This window comes from Lentisphaera profundi, assembly GCF_028728065.1.
GTDB lineage: Bacteria > Verrucomicrobiota > Lentisphaeria > Lentisphaerales > Lentisphaeraceae > Lentisphaera > Lentisphaera profundi.
Window position 1 is genome coordinate 1,781,555 of sequence record NZ_CP117812.1, and the last position, 24,534, is coordinate 1,806,088.

Below are 24,534 nucleotides of genomic sequence, written 5' to 3' on the forward strand. Positions count from 1 at the left end.
TTTCTCCCCTCACTACAGGGCATATTCAGAATTTATTTTGATTTTGAGTCTGGATTTTTTAAACCACTTATATAATTCGCTAAATCTTTAAAATCTTTTGATTGGAGTCCATAATCATTGAGAACTTTTACCATGAGATGACCAGTGACATCTTTCGTCTTCGCGCCTACTCGCTGACCTCTAGAGAACTTATTAAGTTCTATCTCTATATAAGCCGGCGATAAAATGTTGAGCTTAGGAGCTTTCATAGATTCATTTCCCTCTCCATAGAGTCCGTGGCATGAAATGCAGTTCGCTTTCTTTTGATAGAGCTCTTTTCCTCGTAAGGCCGATGCACTCGTATCAACTTTGAGCACGGGACTCTTTAATGCAGAAAGGTAAATAGAGAGCTCTTGAATATCTTTGCTACTAAGTAATTTAGCCTGCTGAGCCATTAATTTTCCCGTTGCATCTTTTTTTGAGTCCGCTCCACGCAAGCCATTTTTAAACTTGTGGAGTTGTTCTGATATATAAATAGATGATTGAGAGGCTAAGGCGGGCGTATTTAAGCTGCTATTACCCTCCGCCTCTAAACCATGGCACTGTGCACAAACTTTACTAAAGATTTTTGCACCCACTTGCGATGGATTCACCTTATTCGCATCCGCAAATAAGGCTCCATGTAGAGACACAAGAAAAAGCACTCTAAAGAATAAAAACATCGGCTTCATTTAGCCATATACCTTAAGCGTTTTTATAGGTAAATATCCCTTCTTCTAAACGCTTGGTACTATCGGAGAAACTCTTTTCTTCAATACCCATACTATTTAAAATACTCAAATGTAAATTACTGAGTTGTTCACCATCGCGACGGAAATACGAGCCGTGTTTAAGTCCCATATTTTTTCCGCCAGCCAAAAGCGTCGGAATATTCTTGACGTTATGAGTGGTACTGCAACCACTACCAAAGAGGACTAAAGAATTATCGAGTAAATTACTATTACCTTCTTTTGTCTTTTTTAACTTATCCAGAAAATAGCCAACTTGTCCTGCAAGGAACTGATCGTATTTCGCAAAGTCCATTTGCCCCTTCTTATCTTTCGCGTGTGAAAGACCATGATGATCTTTGCTTAAACCTAAGCGTATTGGGAAGGTATTGGAAATCCCCATACCATCCTCACGATTAAGCATAAATACAACTGACCGTGTAATATCAGCATCAAAAGCCAAGGTAATTACATCAAGCATTGTCTGATAAAATTGCGCTGGATCTTGTTCGAGATCATAATCAAACTTGAGTTGACTATGATCTTGTTTTTTAAGTGGGATATCAATCCATTTTTCCGATGTTTCGAAGCGGGATTCAAGTTCGGTTAAAGAGGTTAGATACTGGTCCATTTTTTCACGATCCGCTGAACCTAGACGTTTATTAAAATCGCGCGAACTATCGAGAACAGCATCAACAATTTTCATTTTCTTTTTCAAGAGTACGCGTTGCTGCTCCATAGAGTCTTTCGAACTCAAGAAAAGACGATTAAAAACGTCTCTTGGATTATTTTCTGCTGGAATCGGCTTTCCCTCATTATTGTAGGCAATTGTCCCTGTCCTAGAGAGGAAACCCACACCATTATCAATCGATAACACTAAAGATGCTTGGCGACAATGCTGCTTGGTATTACGGGCAATGACTTGATCGAGAGAAACTGTGTTATATTGACCTGGTTTTGGATCGTGAAATGGTGCTCCTGTAAGCCACATATCTGAACACACATGTGGATCTGATAAGATCGCATTTTTGTGACCGAAACCACCAAAAAAAGTAAGTTCCTTACGAAATTTCTCTAAAGGCTTTGTCGATTGATTAAATTTAAAATCGCGGCCTGTTTCTTTAGGGTACCAACTCCAATCATCTAATTTATTTTTTTCTTGTGGCAAGGACATTCCGTTAGCTGTATACATAGCGCAGAAGCGCTTGGCACGGTTCGATTCACTAAGAACTTCTTCGCCCATAATTTCTAATACTGGAAGGGCTAAACTAATACCTGCAATCCCCTTGAGAACTGATCTTCTATTGAATGATTTATTCATCGTTAAACTTCCTTACTTAGTATTAAAAATATGACTGTTAATAATAAACTTTAGAACATCACGGGTTTTGTAACCTGTGGGTTTCAGTGCCTGCGCATTTTCTTTTAAAAACGCAACTTCATCAAAATTCAGGCTGCCGCCCGTTGCGTAGATCGCTAAATGTTTCATAAAACTAAAAGCGACTTGATCCATGCGATCATCGATGAGATATTTTTTCATTGCATTGAGATCATTGACTTCGGTACCATCTGGTAATTCTGATTCTGATTCATAGGATTTTTTCACAAATCCTGCGGCATCAAACATCTCAAAAGGAATTCCCCAGGGGTCGATTTTCATGTGACAGTTTTTACAACCCTTTTGATTTCTGTGAGCTTCTAATTTTTCTCTCAAGGTCAGGGTCTTATCTTCTTCATCCACAGCCGGAACATTCGGTGGTGGAGTCCCTGGTGGCTCGGCTACAATTTTCCTCGCCACCCAAGTCCCACGTTTAACGGGATGAGATTCATGACCATCGGATAAGCCGGCTAAGATACTTGCCTGAGTGAGCAGACCTCCACGATTTTTGTCCACAAGTTCCATTCTACGGAATTTATAGCCCTGGGGATCTTTATTCTCAAGCTTATAATACTCGGCAATTAAATCGTTGCCTATGGTGAAATCTGAATCAATAATATTGCTCAACTCTAAATTTTCTTGAATGAGATAATTTATGAATTCTACCGGTTCTTGACGAAGTTGCTGCTTCATACGCTTTGTTAAAGTGGGATAGAGTTTCTGATCAATTTTTACTGAATCGAACTTATCGAGTAGTAACCAATCACGAGTAAAGCGCTCGGTGAAATTCGCAAAACGAGCATCACTAATCATCTCATCAACTTGCTTGTTTAGGTCTTGACTAATTTCTTGTGCCTGTGCTTTCGCTAACAAATCTGCATCAGGTGGGCTATTCCATAGGAAATAAGATAGCTTAGAGGCTAACTCAGTATTATTGAGAGCTTCTTTTTCAGGTGAATCAGACTTTTCAGTAATGAATAAGAATTGAGGCGAAGTTAAAACGACTAAGAGAGCATCTTTCACACTTTCATGGAAATTTTGATTCTCTTTGTAACTACCTTGCCAAACCCTGTAGGCAATATCAAGGTCATTATTATTGACTTCCCCACGATAAGCACGGAACATAAAATTCTCGATCACTTCTTTTGCGTAGACTTCTGGCTTTGCACTATTGCTTGAATCAATAAACACCGTCTTGTGGGATTTAGTTGGCCATGATTCGTAATAAGGGCCTTCAAATTCCACTGATTTGACCAATAAACGCGGAACATCAATTTCAGTCACGTAATCATGGCGTAAACCAATTTCTCTCACTCCAGCTAAATAATTGGCATTCGCTTTATTGAGTACTGGACTTGGAAAGTCATTTATACTTCCAGTGAATTCATATTTTTTGAACTCGTAAGAATCGACTTCTTGACTAGGACCAATTTCATTTAAAGTACTGCCATCATCACGACGGAAGCCCATTTGTAGATTGACCATTGGGTTACGCTTTTCAAAAGCAACAAAACTTTTATACGTTTTGGAATTTTCACTCAGAAGATTGAGAGATGCACTATCGAGTTGAAAACCTTTAGAAGCTGTGAAGTCTACAGGATATTGACCTGCCTCTAAACGAAGCACCTTCATCCCTTCATTTCGCATGTCACCTTGTTCTTTGTCACTGAGGAAGCGCTTAGCTATCACGACATCATCTTGTGAATACGAAAATTCAGCTCCATCAAAACGATCTTCATAATCTTTGCGATTGTAGACTTTAATGACACTAATCACCTGAGGCTTATCAAAAACAACTTTAATCCAAGGATTATCTTCCTGCTGTGTATGTCCTAAGGTAGTTTTATTTCCATCAGTCAGTTTATCTGGCCCCATATTATTAGAATAAGTTGAGCTCATGGTGATTTTAGTATTTTTAATGGCTTTCTTGTTCTGATCAAAAAACTCGAGCTGTGTAAGATTGATAAATTTATCTTTACCTGGCACTTGAATAAGCAGTGAATTAACTTCTTTACCTGTCGATCCTTTGATGACAATACTCGAATCCTTCTGTTTCCCTTTACCGACTTGAACGGGAATAAATAATTTTTGTTCACCTAAGCTGAAATTTAAGCTAGCATTTTTATTATTGGCTAGGTACTTAAAGTCCAATTGGTAAACACCTGCTTTTTTAAGGGCAAACATTTTTTGCGTAGGTTCAAAGTAATTGACCGCGGTAAATTCAGCACTATCAAATCGCTCTTCAAAGCCTTTTCTATTATAAATTTTCACAGAGCTTAAATTCGCGCCATTAGGAAATTCAAATTTTAACCAAGGATTACTTTCTAATCGCGTATGAGCAAAATTATTTTTGTTACCATCCGTCAAATTCACTGTATCATACTTTTTATCCAGAAGTGAACTCATCGTTATTTTCACATTCGATATTTTCTTGTCCTGCGCATCGAAGAACTCAATTTCCGAAAGATTTAAATATATATCCTTTCCTTTAAGGGCAATTTGAAATGAACTTAGCTTCTCATCTTCAAAGCCTGTGATCGTTATGAGCGCAGCACTCTTACCTGCGCTCATTCCTTCAATTTTAAACTGCTCATTGTTGTTTAAGTTGATTTTATTTGAGCTTTCATTGAAGGATACAATTTGTGTATTCTCATCCTCTTTAATCGCGGGGTATGCTTTATCTAGGTTTAAAGTATCGCGGTACTTAGCGGCATTAACTTTAATTTTGAAATTGCCCGTACTGGGCAACTCACGCAATGAAATCTTAAAGCGAGGTGACCATACCATAGTTGGCGACCAAGCGGCCTTTGCAGGAATCGATGGCCTCATCAGCATTCCATCCTCAGCAAAATTTATTGGATCTCCTTTAGGGTAAGTAGCTCTGGGGCCACTCACACCAGCGAAAACCGCGTGATAAATACTATCAAAATCAAGCCATCCCCTAACCGTGCTATTACCTTTATAACCCTCAACGAAGCGATATTTCTTTTTCATAATATAAGGTTCGATTGCAAAAGGTTTTTCAGGTAGCAATTCGGTATACAGGAAATTTTTCAACTGGAGTTGTTTGCTACCTGCGCCGAGTATAAGTCGATCGGCAATAGGCTCTTTATTAATATTATCACCAAAACTCACACTGAAATTTTGGATTTTTGGTTTTTCCTTGGGATTAACTACTGATAGATCTAAAGCTTTTTGTGCAATCGAAAAGTAGCTTTCCATTTGCATTGGTGAAAGCTGCATCGATCCGCCATCATTAGTGAAGCCCTCTGGGGATACCGCATCATTTGGTAAAACTCGGCCCACATTTTCATCTAACTTTAATAAATCACGCAAGGTATTGCGATACTGACTTTTAGTCAGGCGGCGCACTGAACCATTTTTTTCTGCTGCTCTCAAACGTCCTGCATCTAAATTCTCGCTTATCCACGACGTCAGCGCCAAGCGTTGTACCACAGTTGGTTGCTTACTATCTTCTGGAGGCATCACTTCATCCGAATCCAGTGGCATCGTCAGTACGTGTTGCATTTTTTCCCAAGAAAATAATTTCTTGCCAGAAAAATCATCCGCTAATTGATCTATACGAAAACCACCCTTTTGCTTTTTCTCTCCGTGACAACGGACACATAATTTCTCTAAAATCGGTTTTATCTCTTTATCATAGTGCGTGACTTCATATGCGGAAAGCTGAGTTCCAAGCCCCAGCAATAGCATGATTTGCAATTTATTTTTCATTTATGAATCCTTTGGATATTTAAAATTTTAAGATTAATCATTTACAATATGTCCTATAAGTATGTCGGGTTAACAGCAATAAAGATCATTTGAGGAATTTAAGACCCCCGTTTGATGCACAACAAAGCTTCGAAAGCATTAAAAACTTGCTCTGTATTAAACGGCTTATGAAATAAGCTTAAAGTGTCTTCGGCTAAGGCACCAATACTTACTTTAGAGTCGAGTGAATCACAGCTCTTGCACAAAGAGAATTTTTTCCTTGTTTGAAACATCATTAATTACCCATGCATTTAAAATTGATATCAAAGTAAAGCCAAAACCATCGGAAACTTCTACATTCAAACGATCGAAATATATACAACCCTTATTCGGGTCGATACTTTTAAAGATTTAAATATCCTGAAGGCGAAAGATCAAGAGGATTAACTTAATGTAGCTCACGGATTCAGAAATATATAAACGCCTCCGGCGGGCGGACTTAACTAGGCGCCTCAGAAGCTTTGTTCCTCTTTATGGGTAATCGTGATTATAAAAACTCTTTTTAATCTGATTTAGCTGTCATTTCTCCATAACCCTCAACCATTATATAGAATAATATCTAACTCAACACAGGTCTGTTACTATGTCAATTCGCACTCTATTTCTTGGTCTTTTACTTTTCAGTTTTTCAACTTCTCTCTTTTCCTCAGAAAAAACCAAAATAATTTTATTTGCGGGTCAATCAAATTGCCGTGGCAAAGGTGATTTCTCAAAATTGACTGCAAACGATAAAGCCATACTCGCTAAGGCTCAAAAACAAATCACTTTGGCTCTTTTTGAACATGGCAAAAAAACGCTTAAACCTTTGGATTGTTTCAAGGCAGCCCCAGGTGATACCAAGAAATATGGCCCCGAATGGTTTTTTGGCCCAGAAATGTTCATGGGCATGGAGCTCAGCAAACAATGGCCCAATCAAAAATTTCTCTTCATCAAGCATGCTGTAGGCGGGTCTTCTTTACACGCCGCCTGGAATATCAATTGGTCTGCGGACATCGCAAAAGGGACTCCCGATGAAAGACGTCCTCGCCTCTACTACACTTGGATTGATTATGTTAAAGAAGTCTTGGCTACACTCGATATGAGTAAATATGAGATTGTCGGTATGGTCTGGGTTCAAGGCGAGTCAGATAATCCTGGCATGAAGAAAGGTCCCAAGTATGAATATTCCCAAAACTACAAAAAAAATCTCACTACATTGATCAATCAGGTTCGCAGCGATCTCAAACAACCCCAATTACCGTTCTTTTGCCTTCAAATCGGCAAATTGCCCATGACTGAAATTGCGGGTGAAATGGAAAATGTTTACGCCTTGCGTCACGATGGCAAAAAGGGTGAAGGCAAATATGTCTATCCTATGTATCCCCAAAGCCACTACAATTATGAAGGCATGAAAAAAATTGGCACTAATTTTGGCGAACTCTATATCGAAAAATGCCGTGATTTAATTGATTAAGTAAAACAAGGAACTGACGATAAATCCGAATAGGTCCTTTCAGGAGCTATTATCAATTTCCCAGAAAGTCTGATCTTGATACTGTTTTAAAATTTCTCTATAAATAAAGCCTGCGGCTTGTCAACTTTGCTTAACTTATCTGCATTATTTCTATAATAGCATTCAATCAAAACCGAGGATATATATGAAAATTTCACCACTTCTCAGCTTAGTGACTTTAGCCTGTTTAAACCAAATAACTTTTGCCTCCGAAACGAGCGAAATCCATACTATCACCAATAAGGATATGACCGATATATCCTACTACACTGATGAGTATCTCGTTCACAGCAATCTTTGGGGTGCACGTGCCATGAAAGAAAATGCCCCTCCCTTCCAATTCAATCTTCATAAGGCGAATGGACCTCTTCCCTGCAATGTTGCTTATGACTGGACTATCTTCGACAAATTTGAAACACCCATCTTCCCCTATATGGGTTACGGCGATCGCCTATGGGCGACAAAACCCAATAGCACAACAAATAAATTACCCATTCAAATAAAAGATATTGCTGTCTGTGATATTTACTGTGACTTAGAAATCGATGAGAAAAATTTTGATCGTTCCAAAGGTAATCTCGCCTATGATGTTTGGTTCGCTCGTGATAAAATCAATAACGACGATGAAAAACGCATCGAAATCATGCTTTGGTTTAATCGTAACGAACAATATCCTGTGGGTGGAAATAACCACCAAGGCGTTTATTCATTTTTTGGTATTCAATGGGACCTCTATGTGGGGAATCTCAAGCCAAAAACTGAAGGTGGCCAAGGCACTACAGTTTGTACTTTCATTGCTCAAACACCTGCTTATAAAGGCATGATTAACTTCATGAAGCCCATCGAGATCATTAAACGCAAGGGTCTTTTATTAGATACAGATTACTTGGGTGCTTTTGAATTAGGCAACGAAGTTTATTTGGGTAATGGCAGCACACACATCAAAGGTTTTCATGTAGATGTACAGCCCGTAGGTCTGCCCCAAGATAAACTTCGACTCGACTGGCGCTTTCACCACCTCCCCTTTTCTAAGCAGTATTTTGATGGCAGCCACGGCATCACTACTTCTCTCAAAAACCAGACCGCCGTGGAACAAGCTTCTATTGCGATACGCTTTCGTCCTCTCGAAACCGAGAAGCGTCAAATTCTTTATAAGGAAGGCAAAACTCAAAACGGGCTATCGATTTATCTGGAAAAAGGACAAATCAATTTTGCGTCTTGGAACACGATAGACGGCAAAATCGTGAGTAGTTTTTCTTCTACTCCCTTAGTTAAAGCCATTGTGAATCAAAATTCAAAGACGTCGGCAACTTATGTCAATGCTGTCGTCAGCCTTGATCAAGCGACTGCAACGATGACCACCTATCTCGATGGAGAAATCCTAGGAACTCAAACTTTTTATGGCCTTGAGGCCAAACGAGGTAATACCACTTTTGCATTTGCCGATGGCAACGCCAAACTCCCTTACCCCGACGGAGTAAAGCAGGATGCTGCATTTTTTAACGGTATCATCGATGATATCCTCATCTACGATGCGATCTTGACTCCCGAGCAAGTGGCTTTAATTAAGTAAGGTATTATTAAAATACTAATACCTAAAACTCGTACTTTCATGCCTCAAAACTGAGGCATGAAAAAACTCTTTACTGATCTCCTACTTACTTTTTACGCTTAGTATCCATTGATTGAATATACTCAAGTAAATCAGTAAACTGCTGGAGGCTGAGTCCATCTACGAGATGCAAGGACATCATATTTAAGCCTGGCTCAATTTTCTTGACCTGCTTAGTATCTAATTTAGTAGCTATACCGGCGATATTGTGGAGTACAATTTGCTTGGGACTTTGCTTGACCACTGTACCAATATGAACCGTACCATCTGCCATTGTCACTGTTTTCCAAGATTGAGCGATGCTCGCACCCGGCCTAATAATCGACTCGGCTAATGCCGCCTTGCTCATATTACCTAATTTACTCAGATCGGGTCCTTTCACTGCCATTCCAAATTCTGTATTGTGACAAGCAATGCAACCCACTGTTTTAATCAGTTCTTGGCCACGTTTAGCATTGCCTTTATTCTTCGTTAAGTACACTATCACATCTTCAATTGCTGAATCCGCTAATTTGATATCGCCTGCTTTTAATGGCTTTTTAGGCTCTGCAACTTTGGCACTTGCATCGAGTACACAACGATTTTTCTTAAGCTCCGCTAAAATCTGCTCTTTGTCTTCACTTGCTTGGCTCGCTAAATAAGCTTTCAGTACGCTAGCAATGCGCTCAGATTGTGCCCAAGGCGTCGGTTCAAAATAGGGTCCGGCGGGGTTTGGACGAGTGCTCCACCAAGTACTTCCATCCCAGTCCACATCTTTTTGCTGAAGACGCATCAATACGCTATAAGTTTTCTTCTTAAGCTCTGGATCAGCAGATTTAAGACGCTCAATCAAGGCATCAACGACATTAACTTCGTGCATAAACTTCATTGTATTTAACGCTGCTTCTTGCTGAATCTTATCATTGCTATTCAAAGCCTTTATTGCCGCTTCATAACCATTCAATTGAACCAGTGCTTGGCGAGCAATATGAGGAAGAATAATACTCGGATTTGGCGCTGAGCATTCTGTCTTGGCATCTTTTGAACTTGTTGGCTTTTGTAAACTTTTCTTAGCTGCTGAACTCACAATAAACTTAACTGTTGCACTTTTCTGTGCACCCGAACTTAAAATCCCTTTGGCAGTGAAACTTTTAGCTCCCTTTGGAAGCTTATACTCGATCATTGAACTCGCGTGAGTCCCAATCCCTTTCAGAGTCTCGCCTTTCAGATTTTTGAGTTCTTTGCCAAGACAATCTTTGTTCACGACGGTCTTGCCCCAGCCACCTTTCGCTTTCTTCCATTTCACTGACGTCAGAGCAATTTTTTGACCATTCTTTAGAATCACGGTCGGCTCAATCCAAGCAGCGTGATCTCCGCCATTGCTTCCTAGGCTATCAACAATAAGAACTAAGCTTTTATAAGTGCTTATATCACCTTTAATCTCTACCGTATTGTTTTTGTAAGTAACTTTTACCGATGCAAACTCTTTTACTTCTTTAGCAACTTTGCTTTTAACTTCAGCTTTTACTTCCGCTTGTGCGAATGCTTTTCTTTGAGGTGGAGTGGCGACCGAAATCAAGTCATCTCCTACAAGTTTTTTGCCAATGCGTCCAAGTGCTACGGCTGCCGCTACTTGAACACGAGGATTCTCATCCTTTAAATAGCTGCTTATAAGCTTGACGTCTGCTTTTTGATTGAAAGGTTTCCTGTCCCCCATCAAACGCACTGCATGCTCACGTAGTTCTGCTATCTTACTTAATTTCACAAGCTCAGTAAAAGCAGAACCTTGAGCTAATTGTGCTAAGGTATAAACTGCTGCTACTCGTGCTTCCAAAGTCTTTGCGGACTTCGCTAATTGAACTAAATCATTTATGTAGGACTGATCCTTACGCGCTAAAATTTCTTGTTGAGCATAAACCCTTGCAGTCGCACTCGCCGTATCAATAAAGCCTAAGAGTTCAGTCTTCGAAGCCTTAGTTAAATCTGGGAAAACCTTATATTTCCAGCCTGCAGGCACATAGCGTTCCACGTAACCTTTATTCGGATTGCCTTTATAACCCGCACCATTCCAGGCCGCCACATACATACGACCCGAGGCATCCACATCCAAGTCGGCTACTTGAGAGACTTTTAGAAATTCACTTGGTATATCGGTAAATGTTGGACCATCTGTTTTAACATCATGAATGAAGATTGTGGAACGTCCCCAATCGGCCATCAAGGGCTTATTATTGTATTCTTTGGGCCAGCCTGGCTCTTGAAGATAAAGTGCGCCCGTTCCTGAACCACCGCCATACATTCCCAATGCAGGGATCATATCTTCGATGAAATTTTTATAGAGACAGGGATAACCGTACTCAGCTGATTGGATGTAGTGATTAAATCGTACCCACCAACCCACTCCATCATTCGTATTCTCACGTGAAAAGACGTTCATGAAAGGATCTATAGCGACGTCATATACATTTCTTGTACCGTGAACAAACATCTCGAGTTCTGTTCCATCAGGACGAACACGCGCCACTCCACCTCCATAAAACGTGAGTTTATTGCCATCTACGCCCTCGGCATTCACAAAGCCAAAGTCACCAATAGAAATATAGAGCCAACCATCAATGCCCAAGCGAATATTATTGGTACAGTGATCCGCACCGCGACTTTGAATGAATTTAGGATTGCCGATCCCCTTAACTAAAACCTTACCCGGACCATCGGCTACGCCATCATTATCCGCATCGACAAAAAGCGAAATATCTTGACCATAGACCTTACCATCTTTTTGGGTGCAATGTAAAACTATGAGCTGATTACCAATCGAGACAATCCCACGAGGATTATCCACCCTTGCATAATCAGTAAGTTCGTCAGCTATACCGTCATTATTCTTATCTCGCAGACGTTTAATCATGCCCATATTTATTTTCTTGCCCAAAGATCCTTGCATGTCCACGCCAACAAAGACATCGCCGTAAGGCGAGGCCGCAATCACGGCAGGACAAGGCGTTTTATCAGGTCCCGAAAATCTTTGTGATTTTAAAGTCTTAGCATCTTGCGCTGCCTGGAGACAAGTTGTTAAGGCAACAAGTGAGATAAAAGATTTTGTGAATTTTTTCATAAGTACTCATGATTTATTTTTATATATTATATATAAGACTGAATCAAGAAAGACTATTCTAAACAGCTAAACAGCTATTTTATACGAAAAAAATATCCCTCGAAAATTACTAGCCATCTGAATTTCTTGGACCCTCGTAAATTGCTGTGTGTATTTAAGCAATATTTATTGAATCCCCAAGGCTTTTCCTCTAGTTTCTATAATGCCAATTCTGAGGGCCCCACGCGAATTACGCGTTTGCCAAAATTTGCTCCATGCAACAAGCCCACAAAAGCATCTAAGGCCTGTTCGAGCCCATCAATTATTTCTTCACGATAGTGAATACGTCCGGAATCTAACCATCCCGTCATTTCTTTAGCAAACTCAGGATATAGTGGTGCAAAATCATCAAATATAATAAATCCACGCATGGTGATTCGCTTACGTAGTAACTGCCCCATCAACCACCCCATTCGATCTGGTCCATCGGGAAGTTCTGTTACATTATATTGTGAAACCATACCACAAATTGGCACCCGCGCATGAGCATTTAAATGCGGCAGCACAGCATCAAAAACTTTGCCTCCGACATTCTCAAAGTAGATATCAATCCCATCGGGTAGTGCTTTAGTCAACTCATCGACAAAACCCTCCGAACGATGATCTATGCAGGCATCAAACCCCAAGTGCTCTAGGGCATGCGCACATTTCTCCGCCCCACCAGCGATACCAACAACTCGGCAACCCATGATTTTGCCAATTTGTCCCACTGTCGAACCTACTGGACCTGTGGCTGCCGCAACGACAATCGTTTCACCCGCCTTTGGCATACCGATTTTCAAAAGTCCCGCCCATGCAGTAAATCCGGGCATGCCCATAATCCCCAAAGCCCAAGATGGTTGCGCTGGGTTGCTTCCCAATAGCGTCACTCCCGCACCGTCGGACAAAGCGTAATCTTGCCAGCCATTGAAACTCAGTACCCAATCCCCCTCACTGAACCCCACCAATTTCGAGCTATGAACACGCGACACCGTCCCGCCAACCATCACCTCGCCAAGCTTAACTGGTGGTGCATACGAAGGTGCATCACTCATCCGTCCACGCATGTACGGGTCCAAGGAAAGAAATACCGTTCGTAATAACATCTGTCCTTCTTGCGCTATCGGTAGATCAGTAGTTTCTAATCTAAGGGTATCGTCATTAGGTACGCCCACTGGGCGCTCCGCCAATACGAATTGACGGTTTGATTTCTCGCTTTGTTCAATTGATTCACTCATGATATGCAGTTTCCTAGATTTAAAAATTAGCCAAAAGACGATGTCAAAATACTACCCATCAAGTATGGTATGACTATCTTAGCCAAGACCTAACTGTCTCTCATCACAAAACAGTGCTGATAAAAGTACACGAAGTGGCATATGCATGCAAATATATGAGCTTAAATCAATTAAAAAGTTTAATGGAATCAGGCTGCCATACTTACATCCAATTACTTCCTCAATAAAAGTCAATTCCCCTTTAAAACTCTAAGTGGGGGCATAATCACGCTAGCTGACTCGGATCTATAGCTGCAACTTTTTTCGGCCTGTGCTAATTTTTTATTATCTATAAAGTTCCAATTCGAATGACTTGGTTCTTTTTTATTTATAAGCAGTGAAAAAAAGGCAAAAATCACCTTATTGCTATGCACTGGCCGTGAAATTTCATTTGCTTAGTTTCTATTTTATTAGGATGGGTTTTGAATTTGTGCAAGAGGGAGGGTAAATCCACTTTTAAAATTTGAAATAGATTCATTTTTGATACAATTATTAATCGCGTACTCATTAAAATTGAGTGCACATTTATGGAGTTGGAGAGTTTATGTTTTTACGTATAATAAATTTATTTGCCTGTGTACTTTTCCTGAGTAGTTGCTCGGAAGAATATATTTCGGAATCCCCGAAAGTTAAAGGAATGCAAGTCAGTTCAAATGATGCTCAATGGGAGAATATAATTAAGGAGGCTACGGCTAAAAGCCTTTGGCACGATATCATAAAAAGCTTAAGGACGAACGAGGATGTATTTCGAATTAAGTGCACTATTGAAAAACCCAGTAAAAAGGATAAATCCGAAAAAAAAGTTTTTATTGGCGAAGGTCATATCAAGTTAAATTTGACTATAGAAGATCTCGCAAGTAAAAAAACCGTCAGTATCGTCAAGTATTCGCAGCGTTTTAAACAGCTCTCTGAAACAAGAGCGGTGGAGAACGCACGAGAGGCCTTTTTAAAGAAGTCAAATGAAGAAGCCGCGACAAGATTAATGCATAATCTCGATGCCGCTGCACTTCGTTATATCGTTAATCAAAAACCCTCTCAGCAAGTGCGCAATGTATTAATCAAGAAAATTGCCGCGGGAGAATTACGAAAAGAGCAAATAAGAATCATCGCAAGTTGTGGTTCCAACGCAGTGGTATTTTCGAGGGAACTTCTTAAATATCCTGAGACTTGTAGTGCAATTCTATATCGAATTAAAGCTGAATATAAAGACCTCGAACTGCTTACAAAGCTAGCTCTTAATCAAGATAAGTCGATTTCAGCGGCAGCGAGCATTTGCCTAACTAAGCTCTACATAAGTGAGTTTAATGCGCGCTATGACCGTAAATGTCGCTTACAATTCACAGATTTCATCGAACTCTTAGTTAATGACAAATTCAAAAGTCGCGATGCTTTCCTACGCTATACTTATGTAATTGAAGGCTATCAGACCGAACAAGAAAAACTTGAGCAATATGGCCTTCTTGACCTTCAAGAAGAAGGTTTATTAAGCGCGGAGAGACTAGAGCAACTTAAATTTAATGAAAATAGTGAATTTGAGTTTACGACTGAGGATTTCGATATGATGGTTAAGAGCTATGATCGACGTCTAATTTTAGTAGCCTTTAATTGTTATCAGGATGACGCTAAAATGATGACTGCTTTATTGGATTTATATCAAAAAAGCTCACAAGCGCCTATCAAAAATAACAAAAACTCCTCAATGTTCTTTCCCACAAAAGAATTCCTCATGAGCCTGCTCCCAAATATCAGTGCAAATATGTTAATCACTCGTGGCACGAACGAGATGATTCAAACCCTTGAGCATAGAAAAATATCACACAACTATCAGGATTTACGTGTTTTACTAAATAGCAAAGTGGATACAGAGCGTTTAGCCGTCTTCCGCTTTTTACACGAAAACTGTCGACTTAGGTCCGCGAGTGTGCTTCGAACTTGTTTACAGGATGAGAAGGATTCTGTACTCAAGGAGAAGTTTCTTAATGTCGTCAAAAACGATTCATATTTCACGAGATAGATCATGAATAAGCTAATTTTCTTTTTATTAATCACCCCCTTTTTATCCCCGGCTGACTCCTACCAAAAGGAGTATGAAACTGTTTCGGTAAAGGGCGAGACCAAAATTCGTGCGAAAGCAGATCAAAAAACTAGCTCATCTAGTTTTAAGAGCGTCGCTAGTATTCAAAACCATATGGCCATGGTTGGGGGAGGAAGCAAATATGGTTGCTATGATTTAAAGGAAGATAAATTTATCCTTCCGATCGAGTATGCTTATTACTCTATGAAAATCATTAATGAAAACTTGGTCATGGGTACGAAAGATAAAGTCTGTCGGATTTTTAATCGCGAGGGTAAAATCATACATGAGTTCCCTCAAGGGCATCTTCGTTACTCGAATGAACATTCCTTGATCGTTGTGACAGCAAGAGCTGTGGGGCCCAATGATGTGAGAAAACGAAATGTTCATTCCATACACACGACCTATCTTTATCATTTCGCTAGCAAGAAGCTCTTTACATTTAAGGGCGAAGTTCGCAATCCCAATACACGTAACCTGCTCTTCGGCTTTGCATTAATCGAAAGCGATGAAACTTCAAGTAAATTTGGATGTATTGATACCGAGAGTGGTCTTTTAGTTCTCCCTATGGACTATGATCAAATCGACTTGTTATCTAAAGGTCTTTTTGCCACTCATGATGATCAAAAAGTACGCATACTTGATCGCAAGGGGAATAAACTCGCAGATTTTATCCAGGCTAGCTTGGCTTTGAGAAATGATCGATATGTCGTTTTCACTAGGTCCCACAACATCAAAGATAGTTTCTCATTTTTACTGGATCTAAAAAATAATAAAGTGGCCGAACTCAAACTTGGAGCAGTGAGAGAGGAAGTCGCTCCTGGCATTTTCTCTTTTAATGGCTCTGAAGCGTGGGGTCTGGTAAAACTCAATGGAGAAATTTTAGCGAAAAGTCAATTTGAAAAAATTGAGTACGACGGCAAAAAGTTCTTTTGTGGTACCTATCGTGAAGGTGGAACAGCCATTTTTGATGAAAATGGTGAAATTGCGGTTTCTTTGGATAAGGGAAAGGTGCGTTGGCATCATTACTATATTGATAATCATAAAGGTTTTTATAAAGGAACTCTGGTGGCGAAAGATCCCGATGGAACAGGCTACCTTGTGGGCCGTAATGGTGAGATATTAAGCAAAAAATATCCAAAATCCAACCTTTCTTATCAATATGGTTTCGTTAGCGCATTTTCAGATAGTAAGTGGTCTTTATGTACTTTTGAGGGCAAGGCTCTTCATGATGAACCTTTTGATAGGTGTTATCAATCAAAGAATCATTTAGTGGTGATTCGCAATGGTTTAAGCGGAATATTTAATAAGCAAGGTAAACTTATCCGAGAAGTTAAATATAAAAGAGTTCACATGGATCGCGATGGGATAAGCGCTACTATTGACGGCGAAAAAGTGCTTTTAGAATAGATTTTTTATTGCTCATAAAGGATTCATTAAGAGCTCCAAGTCGGCTCCTTCTTGAAGACTTTTCCTAAATCTCATCATTGCTTTGACTATGTTCATTTTCTATTTAATCATTATGTAATGATAAATGACCTCAATCATTTTGTATACTTTTTTACAATTACTCAGGAAGCGGCGCTATACCACTAATCGCTTGCTCAAGAGGTAATTCATTACTAGAGAGTGAGGCACCTCTCGCGTATGCGAAGCATAAGGAACTCTATTCTAGCTAATCGAGACTTGTTTAATTTTGAATTAATAATCATCACTTGGAATATTACAGCCGCTATTTGCTAGTTAAATACTACGTTTAAGCTCCCTCTTCACAAAAGAGACATACTAAATAATCCATTTTGAATTAAATTATATACTTAGGCTACAAGTAAGTAGTCATCAAAAAAAGACCGGAGATATTTTATGAAAAAATTTATTATGAGCCTTATGGTATTTGCATCAGTATTTGCTTTTGCATCAGTATTTGCTTTTGCATCATGCAAAGAAGAATCATCAGCTGACAAAGCTCGTTCTGCAACAGAAGCTGCCGCTGGCGATGCTGAAGGCGAAATGAAAAAAGCTGAAGATGCTGCTAAAGATGTAAAAGTACCTGAAGCACCAAAAGCGCCTGAAGTAAAATAATACTTCAAAACATCTTTTAAGAAGGCTCTCTATTTATAGGGAGCCTTTTTAGTTTCTAAGTACGGTTTAAAGTTTTCCTCAAGAACGCAAGGCTTTAACTTCATCCAGCGTAAGGTGACGCCATTCGCCAAGATCAACATCGAGGGAGATTGCACCTATCTTTTCACGGTGGAGGGAGATAACTTTATTGCCCACAGCAGCAAACATACGCTTGACTTGATGAAACTTGCCTTCAGTTAAACTCAAGAGCACTTCCTTAGGAGTGATGATCGTCAACTCAGCGGGCAGAGTGAGCTTTGTTTCTCCTTGTAATTGAACACCCTCTTTAAATTGCTCGACGACATCTCCAGAAATCTCTCGTGATAAACCCACTCGGTAAACTTTTTTACAATTCTTTGACGGGCTGATAATATTAAATGTCCAACGACCATCGTCAGTCATAAGAACTAAACCACTTGTATCCGCATCCAAACGTCCGGCAATATGGAGTTCAGAAGTTCTCGCAACATCTAATAAATTGAATAAAGATGGATAAGATTTCTCATCAATATTTGAACAAATGGTATTGATTGGCTTGTGCATGAGCAGGTAACGAAAGGCACGTGTTTTTAGGCGATTGCCATGAAGTATTATGGTATTATTCTCATGCACTTGAGTGGCTTCATTTATGATCGCCTCATCATTGACGAGGACTTCCCCTGCATGAATCAATTGTAGCGCTTCATTTTTCGTGAAGTCGGTACTTTTACAAACAAAGCGATCAAGTCGCATCAGAGCTCTTTTCAATAAAATGCATTAGATTCTGTGAATTTAATTGATACAAACTGAATGATGAAAAATTTGTGTGAGGGAGAAATTTGCTATTTAACTTCCTAGTCATTGAGTATCGCTTTTTTTGTTTCTAATACTCTTACATCATCTCTTCATATTTACATATATCTTTACGATTCACCAGGTAAAAGGACACGGTTCTCCACACACGAAATGGACACTGCCCCATCCAGCCGACTAGGGCTTTGCCGCTTAGTGTGGGTAATTGTGTTTATCCTTGCTTTATTCTTAAATTTTCTTCAGTAATATGACTGGCTATCGACCATCTAGCTCTACTTTTGATTGTGACTTTTAATACCTAAAATAACATTAAGGTTTATCTATGAGGTAGTAATAATCGTTTGCCCCATTTTTACCTGCAGACATTAACTCAGTTGACTTCCAAGAGACATGACCATCTACCCAGGCGACATTAACACCACCGTTATGGCGATAACCAACATCACTATCTTTAGTATTTGAAGCTGTGTTATAGTCAGTATTATCTAAAGAATCGACGGTGCTTACTGTTTCTGTCGCATCTTCAATAGAGCTAAGCTGCTTAAAGGTATTAAATGCAGCTCCGTTAGAGTAATAGCGATTGGACCCAAAATAGCGATTATAAGCTATACCTGTGGCTTGGTAGATTGTTCCCGTAATATTTTCTTGACTTGGGCAATAAAAGACTGAGCCCTCAAAGTTATCTCTATTGGACGTGTCAATTTTAAGGTACCCACCGATGGCAAGCTGCCAGCCTTTCCAAGTATTTGATGTAGGGTGATCTACAGCCGGGAAATATTCATCATTATCTTCGGCGTACATATAAAGGGCAGTGCTTACTTGTTTCTGTTGTGAGTTACACACAGCCTGCTGAGATTTTTTTCGAGCTTTACCGAGGGCCGGGAGAAGCAAAGAGGCTAGAATGCCTAAAATGGCAATGACGACTAAGAGCTCAATAAGTGTGAATTTTTTCATATCCATAGTTCCTTTAGGTTTTTTCTTACCCTAGAAATAGGAGTGACTATGTGATATTTGACAGCTTTTTAGGATTATTATTTTTGATGATGTCGGAATAGTAATGACACGGCAAACCAAGCCCTCAATTGAGACGGTAATGGGCGGTTCAACCGAACCGTTAAATCTATTACAAAAAATAAATGCGATATTTATGGATTTTTTTAACACTCTCTTACCCAAGAATTTCACTCCTCTCAAAAAAACTATTAATGCTCCATGTAAATAGAAGCACAATTAACTATCAAAAGTAAACGGAGATGGGGCATGAGGCTAGGCCGAGCTGGTGCTTGGCGCTCCCAGGGTATTAAATATGCTCAATGTATTTATTGGCATGTAAATAGAAGAACGGAGATGGGGTTTGAAGCTAGGCCAAGCTGGTGCTTGGCGTTCCCAGGGCATTAAAAATAATCAATGTATTTATTGGCAGGTAAAAGTAAACGGAGATGGGCCTGAGGCTAGGCCGAGCTGGTGCTTGGCGCTCCCAGGGTATTAATTACTTTCCCAGCGGCTGGAAATGTATTTCATTGCTTCTTTGATATTGAGTTCACGGGTTCCGCCACCGGCACGCATAAAAAACTGGGTTTTGTTGCCATTTTGGGAGTAGACGGGGAACTTAGCGGGCAAGATTAAGATGCGACAAATTTCTTTATCATCTAATTGATGAAACATGATATTGATTTTTGCACATAAATCCGTACCTAAATAAGATGAGATAAGGCCATTGATATATTGTTCGTAACCATCGGAATTTTTTTTCTTTAGGGTCGAGTAATCTTTATCCAAGCCAAGGCTTAGGCCATCGTCATCAACACCAATGAGCAGCGTACCACCACGGGTATTTAAAAAACCCGCAATCGTTTTTATAATCACCACTTCCAGAACTTTATTGAGCTTATCATTCTGATAATCCCAGCGCATGGAAGACTTAAATTCTACTGTATCATTTTCACCTACTGCAATTAAAGCCGCCAAATCATTGCCGGGTTGATTGGTCAAAAAATCGATCATTTGTTCGCGCTTAGCTACTTCTTTCAAAAAGAGCCAAAAGACCAAGCCAATAATCATTCCAATCGAAGCGAAAGCTAGCGTCACTAAAATCATTTCAAATGAAAATGATTTGAGCATATTATTAACCACATAAGTGGGCAAAGGTACGTCAGGATTAGCGGGAAGTTTAAATTCCAACCAAATCAGCATAATAACCAAAGGCTTAAGAACAAATACCCCAATAATGGCTCCCATTGGGATAAAGCTCAGGAGAACCTTTTTTGATAGAACTCTATTTCTCATATTTTCCTTGTGAAATTCATTTCAAAAGGTGATCCATTGTAATTATAATACAACAAGTGCCTAGAGTTTGTCCAAAGTTTTGATACCGACCATGGAAAGTCCCCATTTCAGCACACGTCCAACACCACCTGCCAAAGCTAAGCGAGAGCGCTTAAGTTCTTCATCTTCTATCTTAAGGATGGGACAAGAGTTCCAAAATGAACCAAAGTCACGAGCCACTTCATAGAGGTGATTGAGTAAGAGGTGAGGAGCTAAATCACTCACTACTCCCTGCCAAACATCTGGCGTTGAAGCAAGCTTTTTAATTAACTTCAATTCTTGTTCAGAACCTACAGGTAAGGATTCGATATCAACGAGGCTATCTACGTCAATTCCCGCTTTGCGTGATAGACCACGGGTACGTGCATAAGTCATGAGGATATAGATCGCGGTATTGCCATCGGTGGCCAACATTTTATCCCAATCAAATTTATAATCGGTGCCAACGCTGTGACTCAAATCGGAATACTTCACGCCACCTAAACCCGCTGCAAAAGCAATCTCTTTATACTCTTCTTCAGTGAGTCCTGGAGATAATTCGCGTGCTAAGATATCTGCACGGCTCTCGGCTTCTACCAAGAGATCTTTGAGTTTCACGGTTCCGCCTGTTCTTGTTTTGAAGGGTTTGCCATCCTTACCAAGCATCATGCCAAAGCCAATGTGGCCCATGGAGTCTTTCGGCGCCCAATCCATCAATTCTGAGATCTCGAAAACTTGATCGAAGTGAGTTTTTTGACGCGCATCAGTTACATAGATTAACTTATCGGTTTTTTGCTCAGCAAAGCGATAACGTATCGCGGCTAAATCTGTGGTTGCGTAGATATATCCACCATCAGATTTTTGTACAATTGTGGGTAAAGGCTCATCTTCTTTATTTTTGTAACCATCAAGAAAAACACCCCAAGCACCTTCAGTCTGGACTGCTTTGCCATCAGATTTTAAATCTTCGACAACAGTTTTGAGCATATCATTGTAAGCCGATTCCCCGCGATCGCTGATTTTGATATCGAGCTGTCCATAAATTTCATGGCAATGCTTCAGGCTTTCTTCACAAAAGACTTCCCACACTGCGAGTGTGGCTTTGTCACCGGATTGGAGGTCGACAACCGCACGACGAGCCGCATCTTTAAAGTCATCTGATTCATCGAAACGTTTTTTTGCTTCTCTATAGAAGTCTTCTAAATCCGCAATCTCAAATGATTCTGGATTATCCAGAGCACCTGGACGTGTTTCGCGAATATACTGAATCAACATTCCGAACTGAGTCCCCCAGTCACCGACGTGATTCATACGTAAAACATCATGACCTTCAAATTCCATAAAGCGTGCAATTGAGTCACCAATAATAGTGGAGCGCAAATGACCCACATGCATTTCTTTGGCTAAATTAGGACCTGAGAAATCTACTAAAACACGTTCAGGCTTAGCAGTTTTTGCCATTCCCAAACGATCATCACGAAGCATTTGTCTTGCGTAATCCGCTAAAGCTTCTTGCTTTAATTTAAAGTTAATAAAACCAGGACCCGCAATTTCAGGTGCTTCACTGAACTCAGCGACTTCAAGTTTTTCCATAATTGCCGTAGCAATTTGTCTTGGATTGACTTTCTCTCCACTAGCTTTTGAAAGTTTGCCCGCGAGTTCCATGGACACATTGCATTGATAATCACCAAACTTAGGGTTTTGGGAAGGAACTAAGATGGATCCCTTAATTTCAATATCACCAGCTACGGCATTAACGGCCAAACTGACCTTGTCTCTTAATTGGGCGAGGAGTGATTTCATGCTCAATATGTCCTTATTAAATTAAATTATTTTGATGGATAATAATGGGAGCGTGGGCACTTACAACTCTATCAACTTACTTTTTTCATTTGAGGACTTGAATTATTAACTTTTAAGAGGATTTTACGCAAGCATTTTTTTGGCTTCGGCCCCACTTTTGTAGTAATCGCCTTTTTGTAGGCACAATATTTTAGGACTTTGACATGAAAAGAGTTTTTGGTAAAAAGAATAAAAACACTAGTCGCCCAAGAAAATCTGGCGCTAGAAAGAAACGTCGTATCGTTGAACACACAAAGCGCGTAATCGCTCTTGGTGTTCCTGAAGCTAAAGTTGCACAAATGAATACTAAGCAACTACGCGACCACCTCAAGTCACCACAAAAAACTTTAGCCGCTTATAGCGCTGCATAGTTTTTAGACTTACGATTTTGAAAGAGGCTCATTTTTGAGCCTCTTTTTTTGTGCCCAAATTAGCTGCTATATCAAGTAACAGCCTACTAAGTTAAACTTGTCTTTTTGCGCTCAACGCATAGTTTTCACTTATAAGGAAACGTAAAATGAATGAACGCGACGAATTTAGCTCACGAAAAATAACTCCCCAACCGGGTGTCTACGTCTTTCGTGACCGCTTTGCCAAAGTTATCTATGTCGGCAAAGCCAAATCACTACGCAAGCGTCTATCGAGCTATTTCCAAGCCTCGCGACTCGCGACTGCTGACCCAAAACTCCGTTCACTCATTAATAGCATTGCCTTCTATGAAACCTACGAAGTTAATTCTGAATCAGAGGCGCTTTTACTCGAATCAAGATTTATTAAAGAGTATTCTCCTCATTACAACATCTTAATGCGTGACGATAAAAATTTCTACTTGGTCAAAGTCACTCTTAATGAGCCCTACCCGCGACTTTTACTCACCCGGGTAAGAAAGGATGATAACTCGGCCTATTTTGGCCCTTTCCCCTGCTCTAGTGCCATTCGCTCGACGGTAGATTTTTTGACGCGTTACTTTAAGCTGCGTACCTGTACGAGTCGTATCCCCGACTTGAGTGATCGCAAACATTGCAAAGAACAGATTTTACGCAATTGCTCCGCTCCTTGTGACCAAAGTGTTAGCCAAGAGCAATACCGTGAAAGTGTCGATGATATGATAAAGGTCCTCGATGGCCACATAGCCGAAATCGTTGCCGACCTCACCGAAGCCATGCAAAATCATGTCGAAAAGCTGCAATTCGAAAAAGCAGCTCTCAATCGAGATATCATCACCAATCTTAAGTCTTCCCTCAAACAAAGACGAAATTTTGTTAATGCTTCCATTAACCCGGAGCACAAAGAAGACCCCGTTGCGGACTTAAAGAAAAGACTTGAGCTGAAAGACTCTCCTACGATTATTGAATGTTTTGATAACTCCAATTTCCAAGGTACCCATGCAGTTGCCTCGATGGTGCGTTTTGTCAAGGGTAAGCCCGATAACAAAAGCTACCGTCATTTTAAAATCAAAACGGTTGAAGGCCCCGACGATTTCGCTTCGATGAAAGAAATTGTCTTGAGGCGTTATAGCCGCCTGCTCAAAGAGAATCGTCCTTTGCCTGACCTCATTTTAATCGATGGGGGCAAAGGTCAGCTCAGCTCAGCACTACAATCTCTTGACGCACTCGGCATTGGTGAGATTCCGTGCTATGGCTTGGCAAAAAAATATGAATTACTCTATAGTCGTGATGATTCCGAAGGCAAAATCCTACCACGTTCCTCCGCTGGTCTAAAGATGCTACAGCACCTCAGAGATGAGTCACATCGCTTTGCGATTACTTTTCATCGAAAACTCAGACAGAAGCAAGTCGCCAACTCTCTATTAGACGACATTGCTGGCATTGGAAAAAAGAGAAAAATGACGCTCTTAAAGCACTTTGGTTCCGTTCGTGAAATCCGCAAAGCCTCTCCACAAGATATTGCCGATGCTGTGCCTGGCCTCGGCGAAAAATGTGCTCACCTCATCCTTGATCATCTCAAGAAAAATTAGTACGCTTCGTCCCTTGATCATCCTTTAAAAAT

16 protein-coding genes are annotated in these 24,534 nt (G+C 40.1%); 7 read left to right on the forward strand and 9 right to left on the reverse strand.

Annotated elements, in window-relative coordinates:
• Positions 1–32 precede the first annotated feature (32 nt).
• The 3 genes from PQO03_RS18260 to PQO03_RS18270 are packed head-to-tail and all read right to left on the reverse strand — an operon-like array spanning position 33 to position 5,859.
• The gene (locus PQO03_RS18260; RefSeq protein ID WP_274152366.1) at positions 33–710 is read right to left on the reverse strand and encodes a c-type cytochrome; all 678 of its coding nucleotides are present in this window, start codon (positions 708–710) and stop codon (positions 33–35) included.
• Between the two features lie 13 nt (positions 711–723).
• Positions 724–2,067 carry a DUF1552 domain-containing protein gene (locus PQO03_RS18265; protein ID WP_274152367.1) on the reverse strand — a complete coding sequence of 448 codons (1,344 nt, stop codon included), beginning with the start codon at positions 2,065–2,067 and terminating at the stop codon, positions 724–726.
• Between the two features lie 12 nt (positions 2,068–2,079).
• Positions 2,080–5,859, reverse strand: coding sequence for a DUF1592 domain-containing protein (locus tag PQO03_RS18270; protein ID WP_274152369.1), 3,780 nt, complete (start codon positions 5,857–5,859; stop codon positions 2,080–2,082).
• Between the two features lie 622 nt (positions 5,860–6,481).
• Between PQO03_RS18270 and PQO03_RS18275 the strand changes: the two genes are divergently transcribed.
• Both PQO03_RS18275 and PQO03_RS18280 read left to right on the forward strand, forming a co-directional pair.
• Positions 6,482–7,351 carry a sialate O-acetylesterase gene (locus PQO03_RS18275; RefSeq protein ID WP_274152370.1) on the forward strand — a complete coding sequence of 290 codons (870 nt, stop codon included), beginning with the start codon at positions 6,482–6,484 and terminating at the stop codon, positions 7,349–7,351.
• A 184-nt stretch (positions 7,352–7,535) separates the two neighbouring features.
• On the forward strand, positions 7,536–8,963 hold the full coding sequence (locus PQO03_RS18280) for a GH12 family glycosyl hydrolase domain-containing protein (protein ID WP_274152371.1): 1,428 nt from the start codon (positions 7,536–7,538) through the stop codon (positions 8,961–8,963).
• 85 nt (positions 8,964–9,048) lie between these two features.
• Here the strand turns inward: PQO03_RS18280 and PQO03_RS18285 are convergent, their stop codons facing one another.
• Complete coding sequence (locus PQO03_RS18285) at positions 9,049–12,096, reverse strand: DUF7133 domain-containing protein (protein ID WP_274152373.1); 3,048 nt, start codon at positions 12,094–12,096, stop codon at positions 9,049–9,051.
• Between the two features lie 197 nt (positions 12,097–12,293).
• Positions 12,294–13,340: an NADP-dependent oxidoreductase gene (locus tag PQO03_RS18290; protein ID WP_420792881.1), complete on the reverse strand. Its 1,047-nt coding sequence runs from the start codon at positions 13,338–13,340 to the stop codon at positions 12,294–12,296.
• A gap of 595 nt (positions 13,341–13,935) precedes the next feature.
• On the opposite strand from PQO03_RS18290, the gene PQO03_RS18295 reads away from it, so the two are divergent.
• The 3 genes from PQO03_RS18295 to PQO03_RS18305 all read left to right on the forward strand — a co-directional run bounded on the left by PQO03_RS18295 (position 13,936) and on the right by PQO03_RS18305 (position 17,547).
• On the forward strand, positions 13,936–15,405 hold the full coding sequence (locus PQO03_RS18295; RefSeq protein WP_274152375.1) for a hypothetical protein: 1,470 nt from the start codon (positions 13,936–13,938) through the stop codon (positions 15,403–15,405).
• Positions 15,406–15,408: 3 nt separating this feature from the next.
• Positions 15,409–16,875: a hypothetical protein gene (locus PQO03_RS18300; protein WP_274152377.1), complete on the forward strand. Its 1,467-nt coding sequence runs from the start codon at positions 15,409–15,411 to the stop codon at positions 16,873–16,875.
• A 453-nt stretch (positions 16,876–17,328) separates the two neighbouring features.
• Positions 17,329–17,547: a hypothetical protein gene (locus tag PQO03_RS18305; RefSeq protein WP_274152378.1), complete on the forward strand. Its 219-nt coding sequence runs from the start codon at positions 17,329–17,331 to the stop codon at positions 17,545–17,547.
• Between the two features lie 78 nt (positions 17,548–17,625).
• Here the strand turns inward: PQO03_RS18305 and PQO03_RS18310 are convergent, their stop codons facing one another.
• From PQO03_RS18310 to argS, 4 genes are all read right to left on the reverse strand, one after another.
• The gene (locus PQO03_RS18310) at positions 17,626–18,318 is read right to left on the reverse strand and encodes a pseudouridine synthase (protein WP_274152380.1); all 693 of its coding nucleotides are present in this window, start codon (positions 18,316–18,318) and stop codon (positions 17,626–17,628) included.
• A gap of 369 nt (positions 18,319–18,687) precedes the next feature.
• Positions 18,688–19,332 carry a prepilin-type N-terminal cleavage/methylation domain-containing protein gene (locus PQO03_RS18315; protein ID WP_274152381.1) on the reverse strand — a complete coding sequence of 215 codons (645 nt, stop codon included), beginning with the start codon at positions 19,330–19,332 and terminating at the stop codon, positions 18,688–18,690.
• 531 nt (positions 19,333–19,863) lie between these two features.
• Complete coding sequence (locus PQO03_RS18320; RefSeq protein ID WP_274152383.1) at positions 19,864–20,664, reverse strand: AlbA family DNA-binding domain-containing protein; 801 nt, start codon at positions 20,662–20,664, stop codon at positions 19,864–19,866.
• 60 nt (positions 20,665–20,724) lie between these two features.
• On the reverse strand, positions 20,725–22,485 hold the full coding sequence (gene argS, locus PQO03_RS18325) for an arginine--tRNA ligase (RefSeq protein WP_274152385.1): 1,761 nt from the start codon (positions 22,483–22,485) through the stop codon (positions 20,725–20,727).
• Positions 22,486–22,688: 203 nt separating this feature from the next.
• Between argS and PQO03_RS18330 the strand changes: the two genes are divergently transcribed.
• Both PQO03_RS18330 and PQO03_RS18335 read left to right on the forward strand, forming a co-directional pair.
• Positions 22,689–22,895, forward strand: a complete 207-nt coding sequence (locus PQO03_RS18330) for a hypothetical protein (RefSeq protein ID WP_274152386.1) — start codon at positions 22,689–22,691, stop codon at positions 22,893–22,895.
• A gap of 146 nt (positions 22,896–23,041) precedes the next feature.
• Positions 23,042–24,502, forward strand: coding sequence for an excinuclease ABC subunit UvrC (locus tag PQO03_RS18335; protein ID WP_274152388.1), 1,461 nt, complete (start codon positions 23,042–23,044; stop codon positions 24,500–24,502).
• Positions 24,503–24,534 lie beyond the last annotated feature (32 nt).